This window comes from Streptomyces sp. NPDC048441 (assembly GCF_043200235.1).
Classification (GTDB): domain Bacteria; phylum Actinomycetota; class Actinomycetes; order Streptomycetales; family Streptomycetaceae; genus Streptomyces.
Genome location: NZ_JBICXM010000001.1, coordinates 51,788 through 73,908, shown reverse-complemented (window position 1 = coordinate 73,908; position 22,121 = coordinate 51,788). Strand labels below are relative to the sequence as shown.

Genomic DNA, 22,121 nt, shown 5'->3' with positions numbered 1-22,121 from the left:
GTGGCAACTCTGGCACATCTTCCCGGGGCCCCGGCGCGGGGGTCCGCTAGGAGACATTCGTCCGGGGACCAGGGGGTTGTGCCGTTTTCACACACCCTCACCGGTCAGCGGGAATTGCCACTCTTCGGTGACCCTTGTACGACTTTCGTCCGGCTGCCCACGCTCCCAGCACGGGCAGCCCGGCACACGGACTATGGGGTGCGCCTCACACGTTCGGGGGTGTCCCGTCGATCGGGCGTCCGAGCACTCCAGGGCGCCGCTGCCACGGCAACGGGCCGCCGGGCGGGCGGTAGTCGACGCCGAGTGCGTCAAGTCGCGCGTAATGCCCGGTCATCCGCCGCTCGAAATCGGCGAAGTCGCGCTCGGCGGATTCCGGCACGCTGCTCCAGGCGACTTCGGCGAACGCGGCGAGACGCGGGAACACCTGGTAGTCCACGCGTGCCTGGTACTCCATCACCTCGGTCCAGACGTTGGCCTGCGTACCGAGGACGTGCCGCCGCTCGTCCTCGCTGAGCTCCGGCGGCAACGGCTCGAAGCGATAGACATCCTCAAGGGTGCGTACGAAGCCGATGGGTGCGGGCTCGTCGGGTCCGCCGTGCTGCCGGTGGTCGAGGTACACCTGCTGCTCAGGACACATGACGACGTCGTGCCCGGCCCGCGCGGCGGCGATCCCGCCCCCGTACCCGCGCCAGGACGACACGGTGGCGCCCTCGGCGAGGCCACCCTCCAGGATTTCGTCCCAACCGATGAGACGACGCCCTCGTGCGGTCAGCCACGTGTCGAAGTGCCGGATGAACCAGCTCTGGAGCCCGTCCTCGTCGCCGACGCCGAGCTCCTTGATACGAGCTTGCGCGGTAGCCGACTCCTTCCACTGGCCCTTGGGGCACTCGTCTCCCCCGACATGGATGAAGGTGGAGGGAAAGAGCTCGAGGACCTCCTCGAACACCCCTTCATAGAAGCGGAGGGTGTTCTCGGTCGGTGCGAGGACGTTCGGGTTGACGCCCCAGGTGTCCCAGACGCCGAGCGACGAGGTGTCGACGACATCGGTGTTGCCGAGCTCCGGATAGGCGGCGATGGCGGCCTGCGAGTGCCCGGGAATGTCGATCTCGGGTACGACGGCGATATGCCGCTCATGTGCGTACGCGACGATCTCGCGGATGTCGTCCTGCGTGTAGTAGCCGCCGTGCGGGGTGTCGTTCCACAACTCGGAGGCGCGATGCCCCCACTTCGAACGCGGCCGCCACGAGCCGTCCTCGGTCAGCTTCGGATAGCGCTTGATCTCGATGCGCCAGCCCTGATCGTCGGTGAGGTGGAAGTGGAAGACGTTCAGCTTGTGGGCGGCGAGGAGATCGAGGTAGCGCAGGACCCCGTCCTTGGGCATGAAGTGCCGCGCCACGTCGAGCATCATGCCGCGCCAGCGGAACCGGGGGGCGTCCTCGATGAGGCACCCCGGTACGGCGTACCGCGCCCCCACCCTCAGGGGCGCGCGCCGGAAGGCTTCGGGACCGATGAGCTGGCGCAGGGTCTGGGCCCCCCAGAAGACGCCAGGAGCGGCGCCGCCGAGGATCCGCACACCGCTCTCGTCGACGGTGAGCCGGTACGCCTCGGGCGCGAGGGAGTCGTCGATGCTCAGGTCGATGCCGGGCGAGACGGCGGGGCCCTCGCCGGGCGCCAGCGGAAGACCGAGGGCGCCGCCAAGGGTGGAACGCAGCCAGCGTTCGGTGGACTCGGTGCCGGGCCCGGCCCTGAGCGCTGTCGACGAGTCGAGGAAGAAGCCTTCGGTGTGCGGTCCGTCGGCGCGTGCGGGCGCCGGGATCAGTTGCTCAAAGGTCATCATGCGATGAGGCTGCCACGCGATTGCACAACGCAAAAGGGGCGTTGCGGCACACGCAACGCCCCTTTCGCGAAGAGGCCGGGACCGGCCGGGACCTGCCGCGGAGGCTACTTCTGGCTGCCTGCGGCTACTTCTTGCCGCCGCCGCCCTTGCCGTCCTTACCGCCCTTGTCCTTGTCGCCACCGTCGTTCATGGACTCGTAGATCTCTTTGCACATGGGGCAGACGGGATACTTCTTCGGGTCACGGCCCGGCACCCACACCTTGCCGCAGAGCGCGACGACGGGCGTACCGTCGAGCGCGCTCGCCATGATCTTGTCCTTCTGGACATAGTGCGCGTAGCGCTCGTGGTCGCCGTCACCGTGCGACACCTGTGGCGTCGGCTCTACGAGGGTCCCCGTACCTGCCCCGCGCTCGGGCTCGGGCTCAAGAGTGCTCATGGCATCCAAGGGTACCTACGCGTGCGGGGTCCAGGCCCCTGTGGTCGGCACCGACCCGTCAGTTGAGCGACGCGTCATCCGGATACGTGGCCACCATCGCCAGCTCGCTCCGCTGCCTCCGAAGCACCGCGCGCCACAGTCGCTCCGGGTCCGGGGACGAGACGTCGCCGGGCTCGGACTCGACGACGTACCAGGCGCCCTCGGCGAGCTCGTTCTCCAGCTGGCCGGGGCCCCAGCCCGCGTAACCGGCGAAGATCCGCAGCGAGCCGAGTGCGGGGGCGAGCAGTTCCGGCGGGGTGTCCAGGTCGACCAGGCCGATCGCGCCGTGCACGCGGCGCCAGCCGATCGGTTCTCCGCTGTCCGGGCGCGGCCGGGAGCCAGGGGCGGGGTTCTCGTCGCCCGGGATCACCGCCACGCCGAGTGCCGAGTCGAGTGAGACGGGGCCGCCCTGGAAGACGACCCCCGGTGCTCCTGCCAGGTCTCCCCAGCCCTCCAGGATGTCCGCGACGTCCACCGGCGTGGGCCGGTTGAGGACCACACCGAGCGAGCCCTCCTCGTCGTGGTCGAGGAGCAGCACCACCGCGCGGTCGAAGTTCGGGTCCGCCAGGGCAGGCGTGGCCACGAGCAGCCGCCCTGTGAGCGAGGACACCTCGGTCATGAGCGACATGATCCCGCATCTTTGCCCCGCGGGGGGAGGCAATGCCCGTACAGGAGTGAATGCAGCTCAGGGGCGCACTGAAGCGACCGGAGCGCACGGTTTCGACAGTGACCCGGAGTGTCCGGTTCCGAACGTTTCGTGTTGTCACGAACTCCTGACGTGGTTCGCACGTCCTCGGCCTTACGGAAGGGGGGTACGCGCCCATTACCCTTGCCCTTTGGCCCACCCGTCCATCCAATCGGAACGCGAGATTCATGACCGTCACCGACGATGTACTGCTTGTCCACGGCGGAACCCCGCTGGAGGGCGAGATCCGTGTCCGCGGCGCGAAGAACCTTGTGCCCAAGGCCATGGTCGCCGCGCTGCTCGGCAGCGCTCCGAGCAGGCTGCGCAATGTCCCGGACATTCGAGACGTGCGCGTCGTACGCGGGCTGCTACAGCTGCATGGCGTCACGGTCCGCCCCGGTGAGGAGCCGGGCGAGCTGGTCATGGACCCCTCGCACGTGGAGAGCGCCAACGTCGCGGACATCGACGCCCACGCCGGGTCGTCGCGCATCCCGATCCTCTTCTGCGGGCCGCTCCTGCACCGCCTCGGGCACGCCTTCATCCCCGGCCTCGGCGGCTGCGACATCGGCGGCCGGCCGATCGACTTCCACTTCGAGGTGCTCCGCCAGTTCGGCGCCACCATCGAGAAGCGTGAAGGCGGCCAGTACCTGGAGGCCCCGCAGCGCCTTCGCGGCACGAAGATCGAGCTGCCGTACCCGTCCGTCGGCGCCACCGAGCAGGTCCTGCTCACGGCCGTTCTGGCCGAAGGCGTCACCGAGCTTTCGAACGCCGCCGTCGAACCCGAGATCGAAGACCTCATCTGCGTACTGCAGAAAATGGGCGCGATCATCGCGATGGACACCGACAGGACCATAAGGGTCACCGGTGTCGACAGCCTGGGCGGCTACAACCACCACGCCCTCTCGGACCGCCTGGAGGCCGCCTCGTGGGCTTCCGCGGCCCTGGCGACCGAAGGCAACATCTACGTCCGCGGCGCCCAGCAGCGCTCGATGATGACGTTCCTGAACACCTACCGGAAGGTGGGCGGTGCCTTCGAGATCGACGACGAGGGCATCCGCTTCTGGCACCCGGGCGGCGCGCTCAAGGCGATCGCCCTGGAGACGGACGTGCACCCCGGCTTCCAGACCGACTGGCAGCAGCCGCTCGTCGTGGCGCTCACGCAGGCCGCGGGGCTCTCCATCGTCCACGAGACGGTCTACGAGTCCCGGCTCGGCTTCACCTCCGCGCTCAATCAGATGGGCGCCCACATCCAGCTCTACCGCGAGTGCCTCGGCGGCTCCCACTGCCGCTTCGGCCAGCGGAACTTCCTCCACTCGGCGGTCGTCTCCGGGCCCACGAAGCTCCAGGGCGCCGATCTGGTCATCCCCGACCTCCGCGGCGGCTTCTCGTACCTGATCGCGGCTCTCGCGGCGCAGGGCACGTCCCGCGTCCACGGCATCGATCTGATCAACCGCGGCTACGAGAACTTCATGGACAAGCTCGTGGAGCTCGGCGCGAAGGTGGAACTGCCGGGCAAGGCAGCGCTCTAGGCGGATCTGGCCCGGCCGGCGTTCGAGGCCATCTTCGAACGGCACGCAGAACAGCATGCAGAACGGCACGCAGAAGGGGCGGCACCCAATCGGGTGCCGCCCCTTCTACTGCTTGAGGCTACTTGCCCTTAGCCGCTTCCTTGAGCTTGCTGCCCGCCGAAACCTTGACGCTGTAGCCGGCCGGGATGTTGATCGGCTCGCCGGTCTGCGGGTTCCGGGCGGTGCGAGCGGCACGGTGGGTGCGCTCGAAGGTCAGGAAGCCGGGGATGGTGACCTTCTCGTCGCCCTTGGCAACGATCTCGCCGACGGTCTCGGCGAACGCGGCCAGCACGGCGTCGGCGTCCTTGCGAGTCACCTCGGCGCGGTCGGCCAGCGCGGCCACCAGCTCACTGCGGTTCATGTTTGTACTCCCGTGTTCTTCTTGCCGTTGAGGCGTGCCACGCGGCGGAGCCGCATGATGGGCACAGCGAAGCCGATGCTGTCAGGGTCCTCGGTCAGGGCCCGGACCGGGGTCCTCGTCAGACCCTCGCGCCCAGAAAGGCATCCTGCCCCCACCTGCGGCGGGAAAGCCAATCCGGCGCCCTTGGGGGTCACACTAAAAGCGTCACCGCCCCTGGAAGAGGCGGTAGCGCAGTAGGGTGCCTGCTTCCCCGCCACCCTAGAGGGCTGCCGAGGGCCCCGCGTTCCACGACGCGCCGTACGACTAGGCCGTGGCGCCTGTCACAACAGCCCCGGCGGCCTTCGCGGCGGCACGCACGGCGTCGGCGACGGCGCCCGCGACCTTGTCGTTGAAGACGCTGGGGATGATGTAGTTCGGGTTGAGCTCGTCCTCGGCGACGACGTCCGCGAGGGCGCCCGCCGCCGCCAGCATCATCTCCGTGTTGACGGTGCGCGACTGGGCGTCGAGCAGACCGCGGAAGACGCCGGGGAAGACCAGGACGTTGTTGATCTGGTTCGGGAAGTCCGAGCGGCCCGTGGCGACGACCGCCGCCGTCTGGCGGGCGATGGCGGGCTCGACCTCCGGGTCCGGGTTCGCGAGCGCGAACACGATGGCACCTTCGGCCATGGCCGCGACGTCGTCGCCGTTCAGGACGTTCGGGGCCGAGACGCCGATGAACACGTCCGCTCCGACGACCGCTTCCTTGAGGGTGCCGCGGGCGCCCTCGGGGTTGGTGTTGTCGGCGATCCAGCGCAGCGGCGAGTCCGGCGCGGCGTCCACGAGGTCCTCGCGGTCCGCGTGCACGACGCCGTGGATGTCGGCGACGACGGCGTGCTTGACGCCCGCCGCGATGAGCAGTTTGAGAATGGCCGTACCGGCCGCGCCCGCGCCGGACATGACGACGCGTACGTCACCGATCCCCTTGCCGACCACGCGAAGTGCGTTGGTCAGCGCGGCGAGCACCACGATCGCGGTGCCGTGCTGGTCGTCGTGGAAGACGGGGATGTCGAGGGCCTCACGGAGGCGGGCCTCGATCTCGAAGCAGCGCGGCGCCGAGATGTCCTCGAGGTTGATGCCCGCGAAGCCGGGGGCGATCGCCTTGACGATCGCGACGATCTCGTCGGAGTCCTGGGTGTCGAGGCAGAGCGGCCAGGCGTCGATTCCCGCGAAGCGCTTGAAGAGCGCCGCCTTGCCCTCCATGACGGGAAGGGCTGCCTTCGGGCCGATGTTCCCGAGGCCGAGAACGGCCGATCCGTCCGTTACGACCGCAACGGCGTTGCGCTTGATGGTCAGGCGCCGCGCGTCCTCCGGGTTCTCCGCGATCGCCATGCACACGCGGGCCACGCCCGGGGTGTAGATCATGGAGAGGTCGTCGCGGTTCCTGATGGGGTGCTTCGACTGCATCTCGATCTTGCCGCCGAGGTGCATCAGGAACGTACGGTCGGAGACCTTGCCGACAGTGACACCCTCGATGGTGCGCAGCTGGGCGACGATCTCGTCCCCGTGCGTCGTGGAGGTCGCCGCGATCGTGACGTCGATCCGGAGCGCCTCATGACCGGAGGCCGTGACGTCGAGGCCGGTCACCGAGCCTCCGTGGGACTCGACGGCCGTGGTGATCTGGGAGACCGCGGTGCCGCTCGCGGGCACCTCCAACCGGACCGTGTTCGAGTAGGAGACGCTGGGCGCCGTTGCCATGGCCGACTTCCTCTGCTTTCACCGTGTAGCTCTTGCCGTCCGATCGTCGCACCTACCACTGAGTACGTGGTAGCCGCCTCGGATTGCGAACTTTTCGTTCACCATTTTTTCGGAAACTGGTTTCCACCATACGAGAAGTTGAGAGCGCTCGGTAGGGGGATCGGCAGGGGAAACGGAAAGAGGCCCCCGTCACGTGGTGACGAGGGCCTCTCCCTACGCTTAGTGACACCGACCCGCCATGCTCGCCTCGCGGCAAGTGGTCGCTCGTAGCGACGAAGGTTGGGCCCGGGGGCTTGGATCGGGCCGGTGCCACATCCACGGTAACAAACGATCCCCGTAAGGCAATTCCCGTCACGACAAGTCCACGAAGTCAGTCGCGGAGCAGGTCCGGGACCCCGTCCCCGTCCGGCTCGTCCCGCTCGCCGGACAGGACCGTGAGCTGCTGGGTCGCGCGCGTCAGCGCCACGTACAGGACGCGCAGGCCCGCCGGTGACTCGTCCGCGATCTCCGCGGGCGAGACGACGACCGTCGCGTCGTACTCCAGGCCCTTGGCCTCCAGGCTGCCGAGCGCCACCACGCGGCCGCCGAGCCCGTCGAGCCAGCGGGCCGCCTGCTCACGCCGGTTCATCGCCACGACGACGCCCACCGTGCCGTCCACCTGCGCCAGCAGGTGTGCCGCCTCCTCGCGCACGGACTTGCCGAGGTCCTTGTCCTGTACGACGGCGAAGCGGGGCTTCACTCCGGTGGAGCGGACGGCCGAAGGCGACTCGGAGCCCGGCATCGCGAGTGCGAGCACCTTGGCGGCGAGGTCGGCGATCTCGGCGGGGTTGCGGTAGTTGACCGTGAGGGTGAAGCGGCGGCGCGGGCGGCTGCCCAGGGCCTCGTCGCGGGCGGCGGCGGCCTCGTCCGGGTCGGACCAGGAGGACTGGGCCGGGTCGCCGACGATCGTCCAGGTGGCGTGCCGGCCCCTGCGGCCGACCATGCGCCACTGCATGGGGGTCAGGTCCTGCGCCTCATCGACGATGACGTGCGCGTACTCGGTGCGCTCCGCCGCGAGCCGTTCGGCGCGCTCCCGCTGGGACTCCTCGCGCTGCGGCATCAGTTCGTCGAGGCCTGTGAGCAGGTCCAGCGGGTCGAGATCCTTCTTCTTACGGGGCTTGGGCGGCGTACCGAGAATCGACTGGAGCTCGTCGATGAGCGCCACGTCGTGCACGGACAGGGCGTCGCGCTTGAGGGAGCGGGCGACCTTGCGGACCTCGCCCGGGTTCAGGTCGCGGCGCGACCAGCGGCCCAGGCGCCGCTCGTCGCCCATCGCGGAGAGCACGGCTCGGGGGGTGAGCTCGGGCCACCAGGCGTCGAGGAAGCGGATGAAGTCGTCCTCGGACGTGATGTCCTCGTCGAAGGAGGAGCGGAGCTCGGCGGCCAGCTCCGGGTCGCTGTGCCGGCCCGCGGAGCCCGACTGGGACCACAGGGCGTCCAGGAGGAGCTTGCGGGCGCGCGGACGCAGCAGGTTGACGGGGGCGGTGCCGCTGAGCACGTTGCGGCGGATGCGGCCGAGGGCGTCGGCCTCCAGCTCCAGGCGGCGGCCGAAGGCGACCACGCGGAGGCGTGTGGGGGTCTCGGCGGGGGTACGGGGGCCCTCGTCGTCGTCATCGTCGCCGAAGTCGCCGGAGTTCCCGGCGTTCCCGAAGTCGCCGAACGAGAGCTGGCCGTCCGACGATGCCGCCTTCGTGACCGTCCCCCCGGCGCCCTCCAGAGCGCCCCGCGCCGCCTTCCGCAGGACATGCAGCATCCGGGAAGAGCCCTTGACGCGGGCCACCGCGGGCGAGTCGTAGACCGTGGCCTCCACCGCGCCCGCCGCGTCGTCGGCCAGCGCGCCCACCGCGCGGATCGCGACCTGGCCCTCCTCGCCGAGCGACGGAAGGACGCCTTCCGTGTACGCCACGAGCAGCGGGGTCGGCGAGACGATGAGGATGCCGCCCGCGTACCGGCGGCGGTCCTGGTAGAGGAGGTACGCGGCGCGGTGCAGGGCCACGGCGGTCTTGCCGGTGCCGGGGCCTCCTTCGACGTACGTCACCGACGCGGCGGGGGCACGGATCACCATGTCCTGCTCGGCCTGGATCGACGCCACGATGTCCCGCATCGTGTGGCTGCGGGCCTGGCCGAGGGCCGCCATCAGGGCGCCGTCGCCGATGACGGGCAGGCTCTCGCCGTTCAGGGTCGCCGTGAGCTCGGGGCGCATCAGGTCGTCCTCGACGCCGAGGACCTTGCGGCCCTTGGAGCGGATGACCCGACGGCGTACGACACGGCCGGGGTCGACCGGTGTCGAGCGGTAGAACGGCGCGGCGGCCGGGGCGCGCCAGTCGATGACGAGCGGGGAGTAGTCCGCGTCCAGGACACCGATGCGGCCGATGTGCAGGGTCTCGGCGATCTCGGCGGTGTTCTTCTCGCCGACGGCGTCCTCGGCGGGCTCGACCGACGTGTACGCGCCGTCCGGGCCCTTCTTGCCGTCCTTGCCCGGAAGCAGGTCGATCCGTCCGAAGAGGAAGTCCTCGAACTCGCTGTTGAGCCGGTTGAGATGCACCCCCGCACGGAACACCTGGGCGTCCCGCTCGGCGAGCGCGCCCGGCGTACCCACCTGCGAGCGCTTGGCCGCGTCGGTCATGAGGAACTCGGCCTCGTGGATCTTCTCCTCGAGACGCCGGTAGACCTGGTCGAGATGTTCCTGTTCGACGCTGATCTCACGGTCGCGTACATCGGCCACCGAGGCCCCTTTCCGGACGTGCAGCTGCTCTGTCGAGCAGCCGTCTAGCGTACGCGAAAGGGGGCCCCATGTGCACTTCTCCTACACGTCTCCTACGCGTCCACCTCCACCAGACGGTCACCGGCGAAGGTGGTCACCTCGAAGTGGTCGATCTCGTTGCGGTCCATCGCGGCGCCGCCGTGGACGTACAGGGCGCTGCGCGACCATTTGTTCGGGCTGTCCTTGATGCCGTAACCCCACCTCGGGACGGACCAGGTGGTCACTGTCTCCTTCTCGCCGTCCTTGCCGACCGCGACCAGGGAGCACTTGAGCGGGCCCTTCACGTTCTTCAGCTCGAGGACCGTGTGCGTGCCCCAGGGCTTCTCCTCCGTGCCGACCGTGGCGGTGACCTTGGTCTTCGGGTCCGTGGCCTTGACCTTGTCGCTCATGTGGTTGAAGAAGGCGTCCTCGGCGGGGCTCGTGGGGTGCGGCTCGCCCGCCACGTCCTTCGTACCGCCGTCATCGCCGCTCACCGCGAGGACCGTGAGCGGACCGCCGACGATCAGCGCGGCGGCGGCAGCGACCAGATACATGCCGCGCCTGCGCTTCTGGGCCCGCCGGACGGAGACCTCGTCCACGAGCCGGTCCGCGAGGTGCGGGCTGGGCCTCGCGGCGAGCTGCTCGCCGATTTCCGGTACGCCCCGTGCGACACCTGCGCCGGGGAAATCCGCGAGGGCGGCCAGCATCGGCTCCATGCCGGAGAACTCCTCCAGCTGGTGCGCGCAGAACTCGCAGCCCGCCAGATGCGCCTCGAAGGCCGTCGCCTCCGCGTCGTCCAGGATGCCGAGGGCGTAGGCGCCGACGGCCTCGTGCACATCACCCTGTGCGCCTGCGCCATGACTGGTGTAGTCCGACTCGTTCATGCCGTCACCCCCCGCTCCTCGAGCGCCAGCTTCATCGAACGCAGCGCGTAGAAGACCCGCGAGCGCACCGTTCCACTCGGTATACCCAGTGTCTCGGCCGCCTCATTGACCGTACGCCCCTTGAAGTAGGTTTCGACAAGTACCTCCCGGTGCGCGGGAGTCAGGTCGTCGAGCGCGTCCGAGAGTGTCATCAGCCACAACGCCTTATCGATCTCGTCCTCCGCGGGGATGACCTCCAGCGGCGACGGATCGACCTCCTGCGGCCGGGCCTGCCGACTGCGGTGGCCGTCGATGACGATGCGCCGGGCGACCGTCACCAGCCAGGGGCGTACCGAACCGGTCGCACGGTTGAGCTGACCGGCGTTCTTCCAGGCACGGATGAGCGTTTCCTGTACGACATCTTCGGCGCGCTGCCGGTCCCCCGCCACAAGCCGGAGCACATAGGCGAGAAGTGGACCCGCGTGCTCGCGGTACAGGGCGCGCATCAACTCCTCGTCGGGTCCGTTGCGTTGAGGGACGAGGCGATGTCGGTGCGGGCGTTCCTGCGAGCGTTCCTGCGGGAGCTCATCGGCCACGGCGGAATCCTTGCGCACGTCTGCCTCCGGTGTCCGCTCTTCGTCTTGGCTGGCTCACCCGGGATGTACGTGTGCGGGGGCGGTTGTGTTCAGCCGTGCCCAAAGATTTTCGATCACGCCCGAGCGAGCGCCGCCCGCCGCCGGTGCCTTGCCACCCGCTCGCGGTTCCCGCACACCTCGCTGGAGCACCAGCGGCGGCGGCGCCCGCGTGACGTGTCCAGGTACACGATGGGGCAGTTGTCGCCCTCGCACTGGCGCAGCAGGGCGCGAGCGGCGGGATCGGTGAGCAGGTCGACGGCATCACGGGCGACGGCCGCGACGAGGGCCGCGCAGCCGGGGTTCCCGCTCAGGGTGCGGACGAGGCTGCCGTCGGGGTGCCGTACCGCCAGGGGCGCGGGCGGTGCGGCGGCGGCGAGGGCGTTGACCCTGGCCAGCTGGGTGTCGGCGGGCCGCCCTTCGAGTTCGGCGAGGACCAACTGCCCGATGTGTCCGCGCAGTTCACGGAAGGTGACGAGCCACACCGGGCCGAGCCCCGGCAGGGCCGTGCGGTCGGGGACGAGCCCGGTGCCCGCGAGCCAGGCACGCAGCCGGTCCACGGAGTCGAGCCGCTCCACGGGGTGGGTCGTCGCCACGAGGTCCAGACAGCTCCGCCCGGAGTCGAATCGCAGCTCGTACGTGGCCGGGTACGTGGCCGGGTCCATGCCCAGTGCCATGCGCCTGTCACCGCCTAGTGGGATTACCGGTGAGTGCTTCCCCTACAGTGCCCGTCCTTGGGCGGGGGCGGAACCCCTGCCACCGGGAGCGGTTGAGACTTGCGCTCATGAGCGGTTGAGACGCGTGCTTATGAGCGGTTGAGACGCGTGCTTATGGGGGTGCGCTTCGGAACCATGGTCCGGCACTCGGCCGCCGGGTTGACTCGGTCCCATGAGAGACAACCGTGTGACGAACCATCGGGGACAGGGCACCGCGGCGGCCGTTCTGGGCGCGGCCGTCATCGCCATGGGCCTGATCTCCGGAACCTTCTACATCTTCTCCTGCGGTGTCATGCCCGGCCTCGGGCGGAGCGACGACCGGGTCTTCATCGAGGTCATGCAGAACACGAACGACGCGTTCAACAACCCGGTCTTCTTCGCGAGCTTCTTCGGAGCGCTGCTCCTCCCCGCGGTCTCCGCGTGGCAGCTGCGCGGGACGCGTTCGTTCCGCTGGGTCCTCGCGGCGCTCGTCGCCTATCTCGTGGCCTTCGCGATCACGTCGGGCGTGAGCGTGCCGCTGAACAACGACCTCGCCGACGCGGGCGACCCGGCGAAGATCGCCGACCCGGCCGCCGTGCGCGAGAAGTTCGAGGACGCGTGGCTGGCCTGGAACATCGTGCGCGGCGTGCTCTCCACCGTCGCGGTCGGCCTGCTCGCGCGGGCGCTCGTGCTCCTCGGCAAGGGTGGTCGGCCGGATCAGTCCGCGTACTTGGACTCGGCGGCCGGATCGAGCGCGAGCCGGTAGCCGCGTTTGACGACCGTCTGGACGAGCTTCGGAGTGCCAAGTGCCGTACGCAGTCTGGCCATCGCGGTCTCCACGGCGTGTTCGTCGGTCCCGGCGCCCGGCAACGCCCGCAGCAGTTCGGCGCGGGGGACGACCCACCCCGGGCGCCGGGCGAGCGCCCGGAGGAGCGACATACCGGCGGGCGGCACGGGACGCAGATCGCCGTCGACCAGGACGGCATGGCCGCGGATCTCGACACGGTGCCCCGCGATGGGCAGCGTACGGGCGCGGGAAGGCAGTTCCTGGCACAGGACCTGTACGAGGGGTCCGAGCCGGAAGCGTTCGGGCTGCACGGTGTCGACGCCGCGGGCCTGCAACGGCAGTGCGGTGACGGGGCCGACGCAGGCGGCGAGGACATCGTGCTGGAGGGCGGCGAAGAGCTCGATGGACATGCCGCGGTCCTCGGCGCGGGCCAGGAAGGACGCGGCGGCGGGCGCGCTGGTGAAGGTCAGCGCGTCGACGCCACGGGCGACGGTCGCGTCGAGGAGCCGGTCGACGGGCGCGAGGTCCTCGGGCGGCATCCACCGGTAGACGGGCACGACGACGACATCCGCTCCCCCGGCCCGCAGCGACTCGACGAAGCCGGGCAGCGGCTCCCCGTGCAGCTGGAGCGCGACGCGCCGCCCCTCGACGCCCTCCGCGAGCAGCCGGTCGAGCACTTCCGCCATGGACTCGGACGAGGGCGACCACTTCTCCGTGAGCCCGGCGGCGCGAATGGCGCCTTTGACCTTCGGCCCGCGGGCGAGCAGCTCGACCCCCCGCAGACACGTGAGGAGCGCGTCCCCGAACCCCCACCCGTCGGCGGCCTCGACCCAGCCGCGGAACCCGATGGCGGTGGTGGCGACCACCACGTCAGGCGCGTGGTCGATCAACCCCTTGGTGGCGGAGAGGAGTTCACTGTCGTCGGCGAGCTGGACGATGCGCAGCGCGGGCGCGTGCAGGACGGTGGCTCCGCGCCGCTGGAGCAGCGCGCCGAGCTCGTCGGCGCGCCGGGCGGCGGTGACGCCGACGGTGAATCCGGCGAGTGGGCCGGTCTGGTGACCGTTCCGGTGACCGTTCTGTGGGGTCGCGTGCATGGCTGGTCTCGTCCCGCTCGTACTGCGTGGTGTGTGGTGCGTGGTGTGTCGCCCCGAGGGCTTCCGGTTGAGTGGTCCGGCGTGTGGTCCGGGATTGCACGAGACTGCCAAGGCCCCGTGTCAACCCCGGATCACGACGATGTCATACGTGTTACGCCGGGCTGCGGTCCGGCCGCGGTCCTTTTGATCTCCTGCTTCCGTCAGACTTCCGCGTACGTGAGCTGGGGCTTCTCCTCCGCGTGCTCGTCGGAGACGGGCCCGGCGGCAGGCCGGCGAAGGTATACGGCCCAGGTGACCACGAAGCACGCGGCGTAGAAGGCAAGGAAGGCGATGAAGGCCCCGGTCCCCGACCCCACGGTCTGGAAGGACTGCCGGAAGGCGAGATTGATCCCGAGCCCGCCGAGGGCGCCGACTGCTCCGATGAGCCCCATGGAAGCCCCGGAGAGGCGCCGGCCGTAAGCGGCGGCGGCTTCCCCGTCGAGCCCCTTCTGCAGGGCCTTGGCCTGGAAGATGCCGGGGATCATCTTGTACGTGGACCCGTTGCCGAGCCCCGTGAGCACGAAGAGCGCGATGAACGCGGCGACGAAGAGCGCGAGCGACTCCCGCATCGAGGCGATGACGACGACGGCCGTGGCCGCGCCCATCCCGACGAAGTTCCACAGGGTGATGCGGGCCCCGCCGAGGCGGTCGGCGAGACGCCCGCCCACGGGCCTGATGAGGGAGCCGAGCAGCGGGCCGATGAACGTGATGGAGGCCGCCTGCAACGGCGTACGCCCGAACTGCGTCTGGAGGACGAGCCCGAAGGCGAAGCTGTAGCCGATGAAGGACCCGAAGGTCCCGACGTACAGAAAAGCCATGATCCAGGTGTGCGGGTCCCGGACGGCCTCCTTGGCGGCGCCGGTGTCGTTCTTCACGGTGGCGAGGTTGTCCATGAAGAGGGCGGCGCAGACGGCGGAGACGAGGATGAGGGGAATGTAGATCCCGAGCAGCACGCGCGGCCCGCCACTGGCCCCGATGACCGCGAGCCCTGCGAGCTGCACGACGGGCACGCCGATGTTGCCGCCCCCGGCGTTGAGCCCGAGCGCCCACCCCTTCTTCCGCAGCGGGAAGAAGGAATTGATGTTGGTCATGGAGGAGGCGAAGTTGCCGCCGCCGACGCCGGTGAGCAGGGCGCACACCATGAAGGTGGTGTACGAGGTCCCCGGCTCCATCACCACGAAGGCCGCGATGGTCGGCAGGAGGAGCATGCTCGCCGCGAAGATGGTCCAATTGCGCCCGCCGAAGCGGGCGACGGCGAAGGTGTACGGGACGCGTACGACCGCCCCGACGAGGGTGGCCATGGACACCAGGAAGAACTTCCCCGCGGGATCGATCCCGTACTCGGGCCCCATGAACAGCACCATCACGGACCACAGGGTCCAGATGGAGAACCCGATGTGCTCGGAGAGGACCGAGAACAACAGATTCCGCCGGGCGACCCGCTCCCCTTCCGCCTCCCAGAACTCGTCGTCCTCCGGGTCCCACCGTTGAATCCACATGACAGACCTCCGCATCTCCGCAGCCAGCTGATGGCCCGAAGGTAGGGAGGGCGGGTTTCCGTCCCGTGGCACGCGGTGACCGGCGGGGAACTTTGCTCTCACCTGGCGGTGGGGGTGGCGGTGAGGGCTCCTGCCGGAGGGGGCTGTTACGGGCTGTTACGTGGCTCCGCCCGAGCCCACCCACGGGAGGACGTCGCTGCCGCCGCCCTTGTCCCACTTCAGGGTCACTTCGTCGTTGGCCTGGGTGAGATCGGCCGAGACGTACTTCGCGTCGTCGCCGGTGCCGCACTTGAGGGCGATACGGAATCCGCTACCGCCCTGCTCCTGCCCGAGCCCCATGCAGAGCCCCTTGCCGCCCGCGTCGATGTACGACACCGAGTTCTTGCCCTTGCCCTGCCCCGAGGTGAGCTTGTCGCCGATGGTGAGGGTCTTGGCGTCTTCGTTCTGCCACTGCCCTTGGTAACCGGTGTCACCGGCGGGCCGGTCCTCTTCGGCACCGGTCGGCTCGTCTACGGGGTCCTCGGTGGCGGGGTCCTCCGTGGCGGGGTCATCGGCGGGCGGCTCTTCCGATGCGGTGGCGGAAGGGCTCGCCGACACGCTCTTATCGGCCTTGGGCTTCTGGTCATCGTCGTCGCTGTCACCGCTGGTGACGAGGAAGATCCCGCCGCCGATGAGCGCGGCGGCCACGACGACGGAGCCGATGACAAGGCCGAGCTTCTTCTTGCCGGGTCCGGGGCCGGGTGCGCCGGTGCCGCCGGGCGGAGGGGGCGGCGGGTAGGCGGCGTACTGGGGGTCTGGCTGGCCGTAGGGCGGCTGGGGTTGCCCGTAGGGGCCCTGGGGCGACTGGCCGTAGGGCTGCTGGGGCTGGCCGTACGGGGGCTGGCCTTGCGGGGGCTGGCCTTGCGGGGGCTGGCCTTGCGGGGGCTGGGCGTACGGCGGCTGGGCGGGGGCCTGGCCGGGCGGCGGCCCCGCGTACGGGTTCTGCCCGTCGGGCTGCTGAGGCGGGGGCGGCGGGGCGCCGTAAGGACCGGCGGGAGCGCCAGGGACAGGCGGCTGCGGCTGCTGCGGGGCTCCGAATCCGTCCTGAGGCGGCTGGCCGGGAGGCTGGGTCATATGGATTCGGGTCCCCTCACTGTCGGACTCCTCGCAGAGCCCAGCGGGGACCCCCTGCCCCCGCCCGCCCCCAACGTCTCACATCACTTGCGCCAGAACAGGTGATGCGTCATACCGCTCGGGCTGGGCACGACATCGAGGTGGAACCGGTCGAGCAGCTCATCGGGGGACTTCCAGAGTCGTACGCCGGACCCGAGCTCCCCCGGCCAGACGGCCACATGCAAGGTGTCGACGAGATCGGCATCAAGGAATTCCCGAACGACGGTGGCTCCGCCGCCGAGCCGGACGTCCTTGCCCTGCGCGGCTTCCCGAGCCTGCTCAAGGACGGTGGCCGGGTCGCCGTCGACGAAGTGGAACGTGGTGTCGGAGAGCGTGAACGAGGGGCGCTTGTGGTGGGTCATGACGAACACGGGTGTGTGGAACGGCGGCTCGTCACCCCACCAGCCCTGCCACTCGTGGTCCTCCCAAGGCCCGCGCTGGGGTCCGAACTTGTTGCGCCCCATGATCTCGGCGCCGATGTTGTGCGCGAAGTCGCGCGTGAGGTAGTCGTCGAGGCCGCGGCTCCCGCCGGGGTCGGTGCGATTGGGCCAACTCGCCGTGGCACCGGCCCAGGTGAACATTTCCCCCGGGTCGGCGTGGCCGAACGGCCGCTCAAGGGTCTGGTGCTCACCGGCACCGAACCCGTCACGGGAGACGGTGAAGTTCTGGACTTTGAGCAGCTGGGTCACGCGGATCTCCTACGTCTACGTCGTCGTACGGCATCGTCAACACTCAGACGCCCTGGACCACACAAACTAATCGCCACAACCACAACCACAACTGGCTCGGCAGGGCCTACTTCGATTCAACCCGCCCGAGCGAGGAGGAACCGGCGGCCACCAGGGCCGCCTCACTCGCCGCCTGCCAAGCGGGATCTCCGGGGTAGAGCTCGGTGCGGAGGTAGGCCCAGGTGAGCCGCTGGACGGCGGACACCCGCTCGGGGTTCTCGTCCGTGGTCTCGGCGACGTCATACCCGGAGATCCCGCCGAGCCCGTGCTCGGCATCGAACAGGGTGAGCAGGGACTTGCGGCCCGGCGAGAGGAAGTACGGATCGGCGTGCCAGTCCGGGCCCTGGACCGTCAGGTGGGCGGAGTCGTCCTTGTCGCCCGCGACCACGAGCGTGGGCGTCGTCATCGCGGAGAAGTCCGGTGCCACGAGGAAGGGGAAACTCTCGGCGATCGCCTCGGTGAGGGCATCACCACCCCTGCCGGGCGCGGCAAGCAGTACGCCGGCCTTGATCCGCGGCTCGGCCAGATTCACTTCCGTTCCGTCATCCGGATCGGTGAGCCGGGCACCGAGGAGCAAGCTCGCTGTGTGCCCGCCCATCGAGTGCCCGACCACGGCCACCTTGCTCCGATCCAGCCGCCCGAGAAGCTGCGGGACGGCGGCCTCGATCCCGTCGAGCTGGTCGAGGATGCGTGTCATGTCCTCGACCCGCGACCGCCAGTACATAGGCGCCCCGGGGGTCCCGGGGTCCAGGCTCAGCGTCGTCGAACTCAGATGGGTGGGCTGGATGACGACGAAGCCGTGCGCCGCCCAGAAGTTGACGAGGGGGGCGTAGCCGTTCAGCGAGGAGAGGTGGTTCGAGTGGCCCTGCCCGTGCGAGAGGAGGATCACCGGCAGGTCGCCCCCGGTCACGGGCGCGGAGACCCGCACTTCCAGGTCCACGGCTCGGCCGGGAGCGGGCAGGACCACCGGGCTGACGGAGAGGACGGGAGCGGCGGGCGAGGTGAAGGTGGTGCCGACCGGGTCAGCCGATTCACTCATGATCATGATGCGCAATTCCCTTCATCGGCCTCATCCGGCTTGGACCAGGCCAAAGCGGATCCGTGTTCCGCTTACGATACGGAACACGGTTCCGCTTCGTCAATGCCAACCCCGCCCTCCTCGCACAGCCACGCACCCACGCCCCCCACGCCCCCACGCCCCGAAAGGTCCCCGACCTCAAACCACAGCAACTTCCCTCCACTGTCGAACAGTTGATCCCCGAGCGGCCACCCGCCCCACGCGTCCGCGCACTGCCGTACGAGGAGGAGCCCACGCCCACCGTCGGAATCCACCGGCATGGGGGCGCCGAACGCGCCGGGCGGCTTGTCGAAGGGAGCGGGGATGTGCGGATTGCTGTCCCACACCCCGACGCGAAGCCGCCCGCCCCGAACGGACCGCAGCCGCAGCGAGGCGGGGCCTTTCGTGTGGCGGTAAGCATTGGTGACCATCTCCGACGTCAGCAGCTCGGCCACATCGAGGAGTTCACTCATGCCGTGCCCGGTGAGAGCGGCCCGCAAGGTCATACGGGCGACGCGGGGAGCCCTTGGGTCGTGGGGCAGATGAAGGGCGTAGGACCAGCCTTGGGGTGGGGCTACGGTGACCATGGAGGCCTCCCAGGGGAAGGGGGTTGACCCACTCGACAGCGTCGACTGTGCGGGCGGTGGCAATGTCGCGACTGAGCGGCGCGGTGCGCTTGGTGGACGCCCTCGCCTCCATGACAGGCGAGCGCAGGCGTGGATGGTGGGAGGAGTACCGCGAGATCCACTCTCATCGGATGCTTGACCTCACGGAGGTCGAACACCACGCCGTCGCGCTGCGGGTGGCGCAGATCATCAATATTCCCGGGCTGCTCCAGACCCCTGACCACGCGCGAGCCCTCTTCAGGCAGACCGTGCCACCGCTGAAGCCGCACGAGATCGAGCACCGCGTCTCACACCGCATCAAGCGTCAGGAAGTCCTGCACCGCGAACACGCTCTGCCGTATACCGCGATCATCCACGAGGCCGCCCTGCGTATGCGGTTCGGAGACAGGGCCACCGCGCGGGCCCAGCTCGACCACCTCGTCACGATGAGCGCGGCCGAGCACGTCACGGTCGCCGTGATCACGTTCGACAGTGCCCCCTTCCCCACGTCGGGCCAGGGCGTCGACTACTCCCACGGCCCAGTTCAGCAACTCGACACCGTGCAAATCGATACCGACCATGGCGGAGAACTCATCGATTCGCCCGCCCAGTTGGAGCGCTACCGTCTGGTCCTGGACCGCATGGAAGCCGCCGCCCTGGCACCGGCCGAGTCCCGGGACCACATCACGCGGCTCGCCCGCGACATCTGAAGGAGCTCAACGTGTCGGAACTGCTCTGGCAGAAGTCCTCCCACAGCCAAGAGGCGTCCTCCTGCGTCTACGTCACCGCCACCCAGGACGGCACAATCCACCTCCGCGAAAGCGACGCCCCCGACGTCACCCTCACAACAACCCCCGACCGCCTCCACGCCCTGATACGCACCCTCAAGTCCACCCCCACGATGAGGGCCCCCACCGATTGCAGGACCTCCAGCCCCTCGCCGTCAGGCTCACTCACCGGTTGATGGACTGGATCTCCTCGACCTTGACCTGCTGCTCCGCACCGAACTCGCCCTCGGGCAGGTCTCCACCCTCACCGGTGGTGCTGGTCCAGCTGATCTTCCAGACGACAGTCGCCTGGAGCCCGTACGAACCATCGCCGGACGACCGCAAATACCTCACGCCGCACGGCGGTTGCGTGTCCCCGGGTGTGCCCTTGGCGCGAGGCAGGCCGATCTTGCCGTCCTCGATGGGGCACTCCCCCGAAGCGGGGTAGGTCTCCGCGTCCTTCGTCCCCGGATCGATCGAGAGGGACACAGGCTCAGCGGTCGTCGTCGCGGAAAGCCCCGAGCCCGGAATGCTCGCGGTGACGGAGACCTTCTTGAACTTCGCCTTGTCCAGCCAGGCCCAGGTCGGGAGATTGACCTTCGTCGTCCCCTCGGGCGCCATCTCGATCTCGGTGCTGGGTACGGGGAGTTCGTCGTAGGCGTACTCGGCGAGGATCTTGGGCGAGACCGCGAGCGGTTCCTTCGGAGTGTCGCCCGTGGGCACCCAGAAGGGCAGCCTCTTGCAGGAGTTGGCCTCCGGGTCGTCCTTGCGCTTTTCGTTGATGGCCGCCGCCCAGAACTGCCCCTTGCCCTGCTTGTCAAGGTTGTAGTTCTTGTAGGGGTTGCCTTCCTTGAAGTACATGTCGAACACGCCGCCCACGGCGTCGCCGATCCCGAACACCTTGATCTGGCGGTACGCCTTGACGGTGGCCTGGATCTGCTTCGGCGAATAGGCGGGCTCGTACCAGCAGGCCGGCGGGTCCCAATTGCTGTTGGCGGGCGTGAGCGTGCCCGTCTTGGCGGTTTCCTGAGCACCGTTGACCGTCGTCTGAATCTTCGTCTCGACGGTGAGGTTCTTGTCCTGGCGACCGGCCTTGACTTGTGGGGCACCTGCTTCCCCTTGGTTGCCACCGCCGGCATAAGCGACGCTCGGCACCATGGCGACGGCCAACGCGAGAAGAGGAACGTACCGACGACTCCGCCTGCGCTGGATCACGACATGCACCGCTTCGCCGCCGCCGTGGTCAACACGGCTGTCGTCTGCCAGACGCCGTCCTCGTTCTTCTCCAGTCGGGTGTTGTAGAACGAGTAATCCTGGTCGGACGCCGGGATCGACCTGTCGACCGCGCCGGTCTTTCGATCCTTGGGATACGTCTTGGTGGCGTCCATGCAGTACGTCACCGCGACAGCGCCACCCTTGAGGAACGTGACCTCGCGGTCGTAATACCGGGTGGTCCCGACGAAGCTCTTGCCCTTCTTGTAGAAGCCCTGGGCGTAGTTCCCCGCCGACAGCAGGGCATCACCGGACGAATAGAACTTCAGCGCCGGGTGCTCCTTGGCGTCGACGGTGGCCGCCTCTGTCAGCGAAGTGATCCGCCGCGCGTTGTCAGCCAGCACCGCGTCCTTCTTCGCATCGCCGGTCTTACCCCCCTCAAAGACGTCCTTCACGTCCTTCGGCAGCTTGATCTCCGGTCGCTCGATCCCGTCGTCGGATGCTGTCGGAGACGGCGACTCTCTCTTCTTGTCGCCGGACTCGGCACCCGCGATCTTGTCGTTCTCCTTTGAGTCGCCATCGCCCCCTCCGCAAGCAGAGAGCGAGAGGACTGCGGCAGCAGTGAGGGCGGTCGCTGCGAGCAGGGTGGGTCGGCGATTCACGGACGGTCAGCTCCTGATGAGACGAAGGTTCTCTGGAGTGAACCAAGCTATCGATGAGCCAGAAGCGATGCCACGTCGAGGGTCGACCGCCACAGGGCATACGCGGGCATAGCGGCTGTACAGCGTCATCAATGGCGCGTACTGATCGCTCCACGCAGCGGGATGATCACTGCACGGCACCCCTCCGTCGCCCTTCCGTCGCACCCCGCGCTTTGAGTCCGCGAAGACGGGAGCCACCCCTCACCCCAAGTGCGTATCCCCCAGCGACACCAGCAACCTCCGCAACGCCCCATCCAGCGCCCGGCGATCATCGGCCGACAGCGGCCCCAGCATCCGCTCCTCGTTCGCCACGTGATCCACCACCGCCCTGTCGACCAGCTCAAGACCCGCCTCCGTCAGGCGGACCCTGATCGCACGGCGGTCGGACGGGTCCTGGTGGCGTTCGATCAAGCCCTTGCGTTCCAGCTTGTCGAGGCGGTTGGTGATTGCGCCTGACGTCACCATGGCCGTCTTCAGGAGGCCGCCCGCCGTCAGTTCGTGCGGGGCGCCGACCCTCCGCAGCGTGGCGAGTACGTCGAACTCCGGGAACTCCAGGCCGTGTTCCGCGAAGATCGGCTTCATCCCCTTGCCCAGCAGGTGGTTCGCGCGCGTGATGCGGCCCACCAGGGCCATCGCGTCCAGGCCCGCCGCGTCAAGGTCCGGCCGTTCGCGGTGCCACTGGGCGCGCAGCTCGTCGATGGCGTCGGCGTCCGCCGCAGTCACCGTCGGCACCACCTCAGGGTCAGCCATTCCCGCGCTCCTCTCTCAGTAGGCCCACCCCGGCCAGATATCTCAATGTTCAGATACTTGACGTTCGTAGACCCTGGGTCCATATTTATCTCAACGTT

The 22,121-nt window shown here is 69.0% G+C and carries 22 protein-coding genes; 4 read left to right on the top strand and 18 right to left on the bottom strand.

The genetic code is table 11. The features are described 5' to 3' along the window. Positions 1–205 precede the first annotated feature (205 nt). The 3 genes from ACGFSB_RS00295 to ACGFSB_RS00285 all read right to left on the bottom strand — a co-directional run bounded on the left by ACGFSB_RS00295 (position 206) and on the right by ACGFSB_RS00285 (position 2,940). The gene (locus tag ACGFSB_RS00295) at positions 206–1,834 is read right to left on the bottom strand and encodes a beta-N-acetylhexosaminidase (protein WP_393393712.1); all 1,629 of its coding nucleotides are present in this window, start codon (positions 1,832–1,834) and stop codon (positions 206–208) included. Between the two features lie 127 nt (positions 1,835–1,961). Then, the gene (locus ACGFSB_RS00290; RefSeq protein ID WP_393391830.1) at positions 1,962–2,273 is read right to left on the bottom strand and encodes a DUF3039 domain-containing protein; all 312 of its coding nucleotides are present in this window, start codon (positions 2,271–2,273) and stop codon (positions 1,962–1,964) included. A gap of 58 nt (positions 2,274–2,331) precedes the next feature. Then, complete coding sequence (locus tag ACGFSB_RS00285; protein WP_393391827.1) at positions 2,332–2,940, bottom strand: YqgE/AlgH family protein; 609 nt, start codon at positions 2,938–2,940, stop codon at positions 2,332–2,334. A 245-nt stretch (positions 2,941–3,185) separates the two neighbouring features. On the opposite strand from ACGFSB_RS00285, the gene murA reads away from it, so the two are divergent. Then, positions 3,186–4,526 carry a UDP-N-acetylglucosamine 1-carboxyvinyltransferase gene (gene murA / locus ACGFSB_RS00280; protein WP_393391825.1) on the top strand — a complete coding sequence of 447 codons (1,341 nt, stop codon included), beginning with the start codon at positions 3,186–3,188 and terminating at the stop codon, positions 4,524–4,526. A gap of 118 nt (positions 4,527–4,644) precedes the next feature. On the opposite strand, the gene ACGFSB_RS00275 is transcribed toward murA, so the two are convergent. The 6 genes from ACGFSB_RS00275 to ACGFSB_RS00250 all read right to left on the bottom strand — a co-directional run bounded on the left by ACGFSB_RS00275 (position 4,645) and on the right by ACGFSB_RS00250 (position 11,614). Then, the gene (locus ACGFSB_RS00275; protein ID WP_016645140.1) at positions 4,645–4,926 is read right to left on the bottom strand and encodes an HU family DNA-binding protein; all 282 of its coding nucleotides are present in this window, start codon (positions 4,924–4,926) and stop codon (positions 4,645–4,647) included. Positions 4,927–5,229: 303 nt separating this feature from the next. Then, positions 5,230–6,660 (bottom strand): NAD-dependent malic enzyme, encoded by a 1,431-nt coding sequence (locus ACGFSB_RS00270; RefSeq protein WP_393391822.1) that lies wholly within the window; start codon positions 6,658–6,660, stop codon positions 5,230–5,232. A gap of 370 nt (positions 6,661–7,030) precedes the next feature. After that, positions 7,031–9,424: a HelD family protein gene (locus tag ACGFSB_RS00265; RefSeq protein WP_393391819.1), complete on the bottom strand. Its 2,394-nt coding sequence runs from the start codon at positions 9,422–9,424 to the stop codon at positions 7,031–7,033. Positions 9,425–9,516: 92 nt separating this feature from the next. Beyond that, positions 9,517–10,326 carry an anti-sigma factor family protein gene (locus tag ACGFSB_RS00260; protein WP_393391817.1) on the bottom strand — a complete coding sequence of 270 codons (810 nt, stop codon included), beginning with the start codon at positions 10,324–10,326 and terminating at the stop codon, positions 9,517–9,519. Continuing rightward, the gene (locus ACGFSB_RS00255; RefSeq protein WP_393391814.1) at positions 10,323–10,919 is read right to left on the bottom strand and encodes a sigma-70 family RNA polymerase sigma factor; all 597 of its coding nucleotides are present in this window, start codon (positions 10,917–10,919) and stop codon (positions 10,323–10,325) included. Before ACGFSB_RS00255 ends, ACGFSB_RS00260 begins: the two co-directional genes overlap by 4 nt. A 95-nt stretch (positions 10,920–11,014) precedes the next feature. Next, positions 11,015–11,614, bottom strand: coding sequence for a CGNR zinc finger domain-containing protein (locus ACGFSB_RS00250; RefSeq protein WP_393391811.1), 600 nt, complete (start codon positions 11,612–11,614; stop codon positions 11,015–11,017). A 211-nt stretch (positions 11,615–11,825) separates the two neighbouring features. On the opposite strand from ACGFSB_RS00250, the gene ACGFSB_RS00245 reads away from it, so the two are divergent. Continuing rightward, entirely contained in the window at positions 11,826–12,398 is a 573-nt protein-coding gene (locus tag ACGFSB_RS00245; protein WP_393391810.1) for a DUF1772 domain-containing protein, read from the top strand. Here ACGFSB_RS00245 and ACGFSB_RS00240 read toward each other — a convergent pair. From ACGFSB_RS00240 to ACGFSB_RS00215, 6 genes are all read right to left on the bottom strand, one after another. Next, a complete protein-coding gene (locus ACGFSB_RS00240; RefSeq protein ID WP_393391808.1) occupies positions 12,350–13,513 on the bottom strand; it encodes a uroporphyrinogen-III synthase in 1,164 nt (387 codons plus the stop codon). The genes ACGFSB_RS00245 and ACGFSB_RS00240 overlap by 49 nt on opposite strands. A 200-nt stretch (positions 13,514–13,713) precedes the next feature. After that, entirely contained in the window at positions 13,714–15,066 is a 1,353-nt protein-coding gene (locus ACGFSB_RS00235; RefSeq protein WP_393391805.1) for a nitrate/nitrite transporter, read from the bottom strand. A 141-nt stretch (positions 15,067–15,207) separates the two neighbouring features. Beyond that, the gene (locus ACGFSB_RS00230; RefSeq protein ID WP_393391802.1) at positions 15,208–16,164 is read right to left on the bottom strand and encodes a hypothetical protein; all 957 of its coding nucleotides are present in this window, start codon (positions 16,162–16,164) and stop codon (positions 15,208–15,210) included. An 83-nt stretch (positions 16,165–16,247) separates the two neighbouring features. Beyond that, on the bottom strand, positions 16,248–16,892 hold the full coding sequence (locus tag ACGFSB_RS00225; RefSeq protein ID WP_393391800.1) for a dihydrofolate reductase family protein: 645 nt from the start codon (positions 16,890–16,892) through the stop codon (positions 16,248–16,250). Positions 16,893–16,998: 106 nt separating this feature from the next. Beyond that, positions 16,999–17,970: an alpha/beta hydrolase family protein gene (locus tag ACGFSB_RS00220; RefSeq protein WP_393391797.1), complete on the bottom strand. Its 972-nt coding sequence runs from the start codon at positions 17,968–17,970 to the stop codon at positions 16,999–17,001. A gap of 71 nt (positions 17,971–18,041) precedes the next feature. Next, positions 18,042–18,575: an ATP-binding protein gene (locus tag ACGFSB_RS00215; RefSeq protein ID WP_393391795.1), complete on the bottom strand. Its 534-nt coding sequence runs from the start codon at positions 18,573–18,575 to the stop codon at positions 18,042–18,044. Between the two features lie 62 nt (positions 18,576–18,637). Between ACGFSB_RS00215 and ACGFSB_RS00210 the strand changes: the two genes are divergently transcribed. Then, positions 18,638–19,303 (top strand): DUF5753 domain-containing protein, encoded by a 666-nt coding sequence (locus tag ACGFSB_RS00210; RefSeq protein WP_393393709.1) that lies wholly within the window; start codon positions 18,638–18,640, stop codon positions 19,301–19,303. A gap of 11 nt (positions 19,304–19,314) precedes the next feature. Next, positions 19,315–19,557: a DUF397 domain-containing protein gene (locus tag ACGFSB_RS00205; protein ID WP_393391792.1), complete on the top strand. Its 243-nt coding sequence runs from the start codon at positions 19,315–19,317 to the stop codon at positions 19,555–19,557. Here the strand turns inward: ACGFSB_RS00205 and ACGFSB_RS00200 are convergent. The 3 genes from ACGFSB_RS00200 to ACGFSB_RS00190 form a co-directional block, all read right to left on the bottom strand. Continuing rightward, positions 19,547–20,530 carry a hypothetical protein gene (locus tag ACGFSB_RS00200; protein ID WP_393391789.1) on the bottom strand — a complete coding sequence of 328 codons (984 nt, stop codon included), beginning with the start codon at positions 20,528–20,530 and terminating at the stop codon, positions 19,547–19,549. The two genes, ACGFSB_RS00205 and ACGFSB_RS00200, sit on opposite strands and share 11 nt — an antisense overlap. A 41-nt stretch (positions 20,531–20,571) precedes the next feature. Then, on the bottom strand, positions 20,572–21,234 hold the full coding sequence (locus ACGFSB_RS00195) for a hypothetical protein (RefSeq protein ID WP_393391786.1): 663 nt from the start codon (positions 21,232–21,234) through the stop codon (positions 20,572–20,574). A 240-nt stretch (positions 21,235–21,474) separates the two neighbouring features. Further along, complete coding sequence (locus ACGFSB_RS00190) at positions 21,475–22,023, bottom strand: MarR family winged helix-turn-helix transcriptional regulator (RefSeq protein WP_393391784.1); 549 nt, start codon at positions 22,021–22,023, stop codon at positions 21,475–21,477. Between the last annotated feature and the right edge of the window lie 98 nt (positions 22,024–22,121).

Excerpts from the sequence above, each read along its gene's own strand:
- ACGFSB_RS00295 (WP_393393712.1), bottom strand. The coding sequence starts at position 1,834 with ATGACCTTTGAGCAACTGATCCCGGCGCCCGCACGCGCCGACGGACCG.
- ACGFSB_RS00290 (WP_393391830.1), bottom strand. The coding sequence starts at position 2,273 with ATGAGCACTCTTGAGCCCGAGCCCGAGCGCGGGGCAGGTACGGGGACC.
- ACGFSB_RS00285 (WP_393391827.1), bottom strand. The coding sequence starts at position 2,940 with ATGTCGCTCATGACCGAGGTGTCCTCGCTCACAGGGCGGCTGCTCGTG.
- murA (WP_393391825.1), top strand. The coding sequence starts at position 3,186 with ATGACCGTCACCGACGATGTACTGCTTGTCCACGGCGGAACCCCGCTG.
- ACGFSB_RS00275 (WP_016645140.1), bottom strand. The coding sequence starts at position 4,926 with ATGAACCGCAGTGAGCTGGTGGCCGCGCTGGCCGACCGCGCCGAGGTG.
- ACGFSB_RS00270 (WP_393391822.1), bottom strand. The coding sequence starts at position 6,660 with ATGGCAACGGCGCCCAGCGTCTCCTACTCGAACACGGTCCGGTTGGAG.
- ACGFSB_RS00260 (WP_393391817.1), bottom strand. The coding sequence starts at position 10,326 with ATGAACGAGTCGGACTACACCAGTCATGGCGCAGGCGCACAGGGTGAT.
- ACGFSB_RS00250 (WP_393391811.1), bottom strand. The coding sequence starts at position 11,614 with ATGGCACTGGGCATGGACCCGGCCACGTACCCGGCCACGTACGAGCTG.
- ACGFSB_RS00245 (WP_393391810.1), top strand. The coding sequence starts at position 11,826 with ATGAGAGACAACCGTGTGACGAACCATCGGGGACAGGGCACCGCGGCG.
- ACGFSB_RS00240 (WP_393391808.1), bottom strand. The coding sequence starts at position 13,513 with ATGCACGCGACCCCACAGAACGGTCACCGGAACGGTCACCAGACCGGC.
- ACGFSB_RS00235 (WP_393391805.1), bottom strand. The coding sequence starts at position 15,066 with ATGCGGAGGTCTGTCATGTGGATTCAACGGTGGGACCCGGAGGACGAC.
- ACGFSB_RS00230 (WP_393391802.1), bottom strand. The coding sequence starts at position 16,164 with ATGACCCAGCCTCCCGGCCAGCCGCCTCAGGACGGATTCGGAGCCCCG.
- ACGFSB_RS00220 (WP_393391797.1), bottom strand. The coding sequence starts at position 17,970 with ATGAGTGAATCGGCTGACCCGGTCGGCACCACCTTCACCTCGCCCGCC.
- ACGFSB_RS00215 (WP_393391795.1), bottom strand. The coding sequence starts at position 18,575 with ATGGTCACCGTAGCCCCACCCCAAGGCTGGTCCTACGCCCTTCATCTG.
- ACGFSB_RS00210 (WP_393393709.1), top strand. The coding sequence starts at position 18,638 with ATGTCGCGACTGAGCGGCGCGGTGCGCTTGGTGGACGCCCTCGCCTCC.
- ACGFSB_RS00190 (WP_393391784.1), bottom strand. The coding sequence starts at position 22,023 with ATGGCTGACCCTGAGGTGGTGCCGACGGTGACTGCGGCGGACGCCGAC.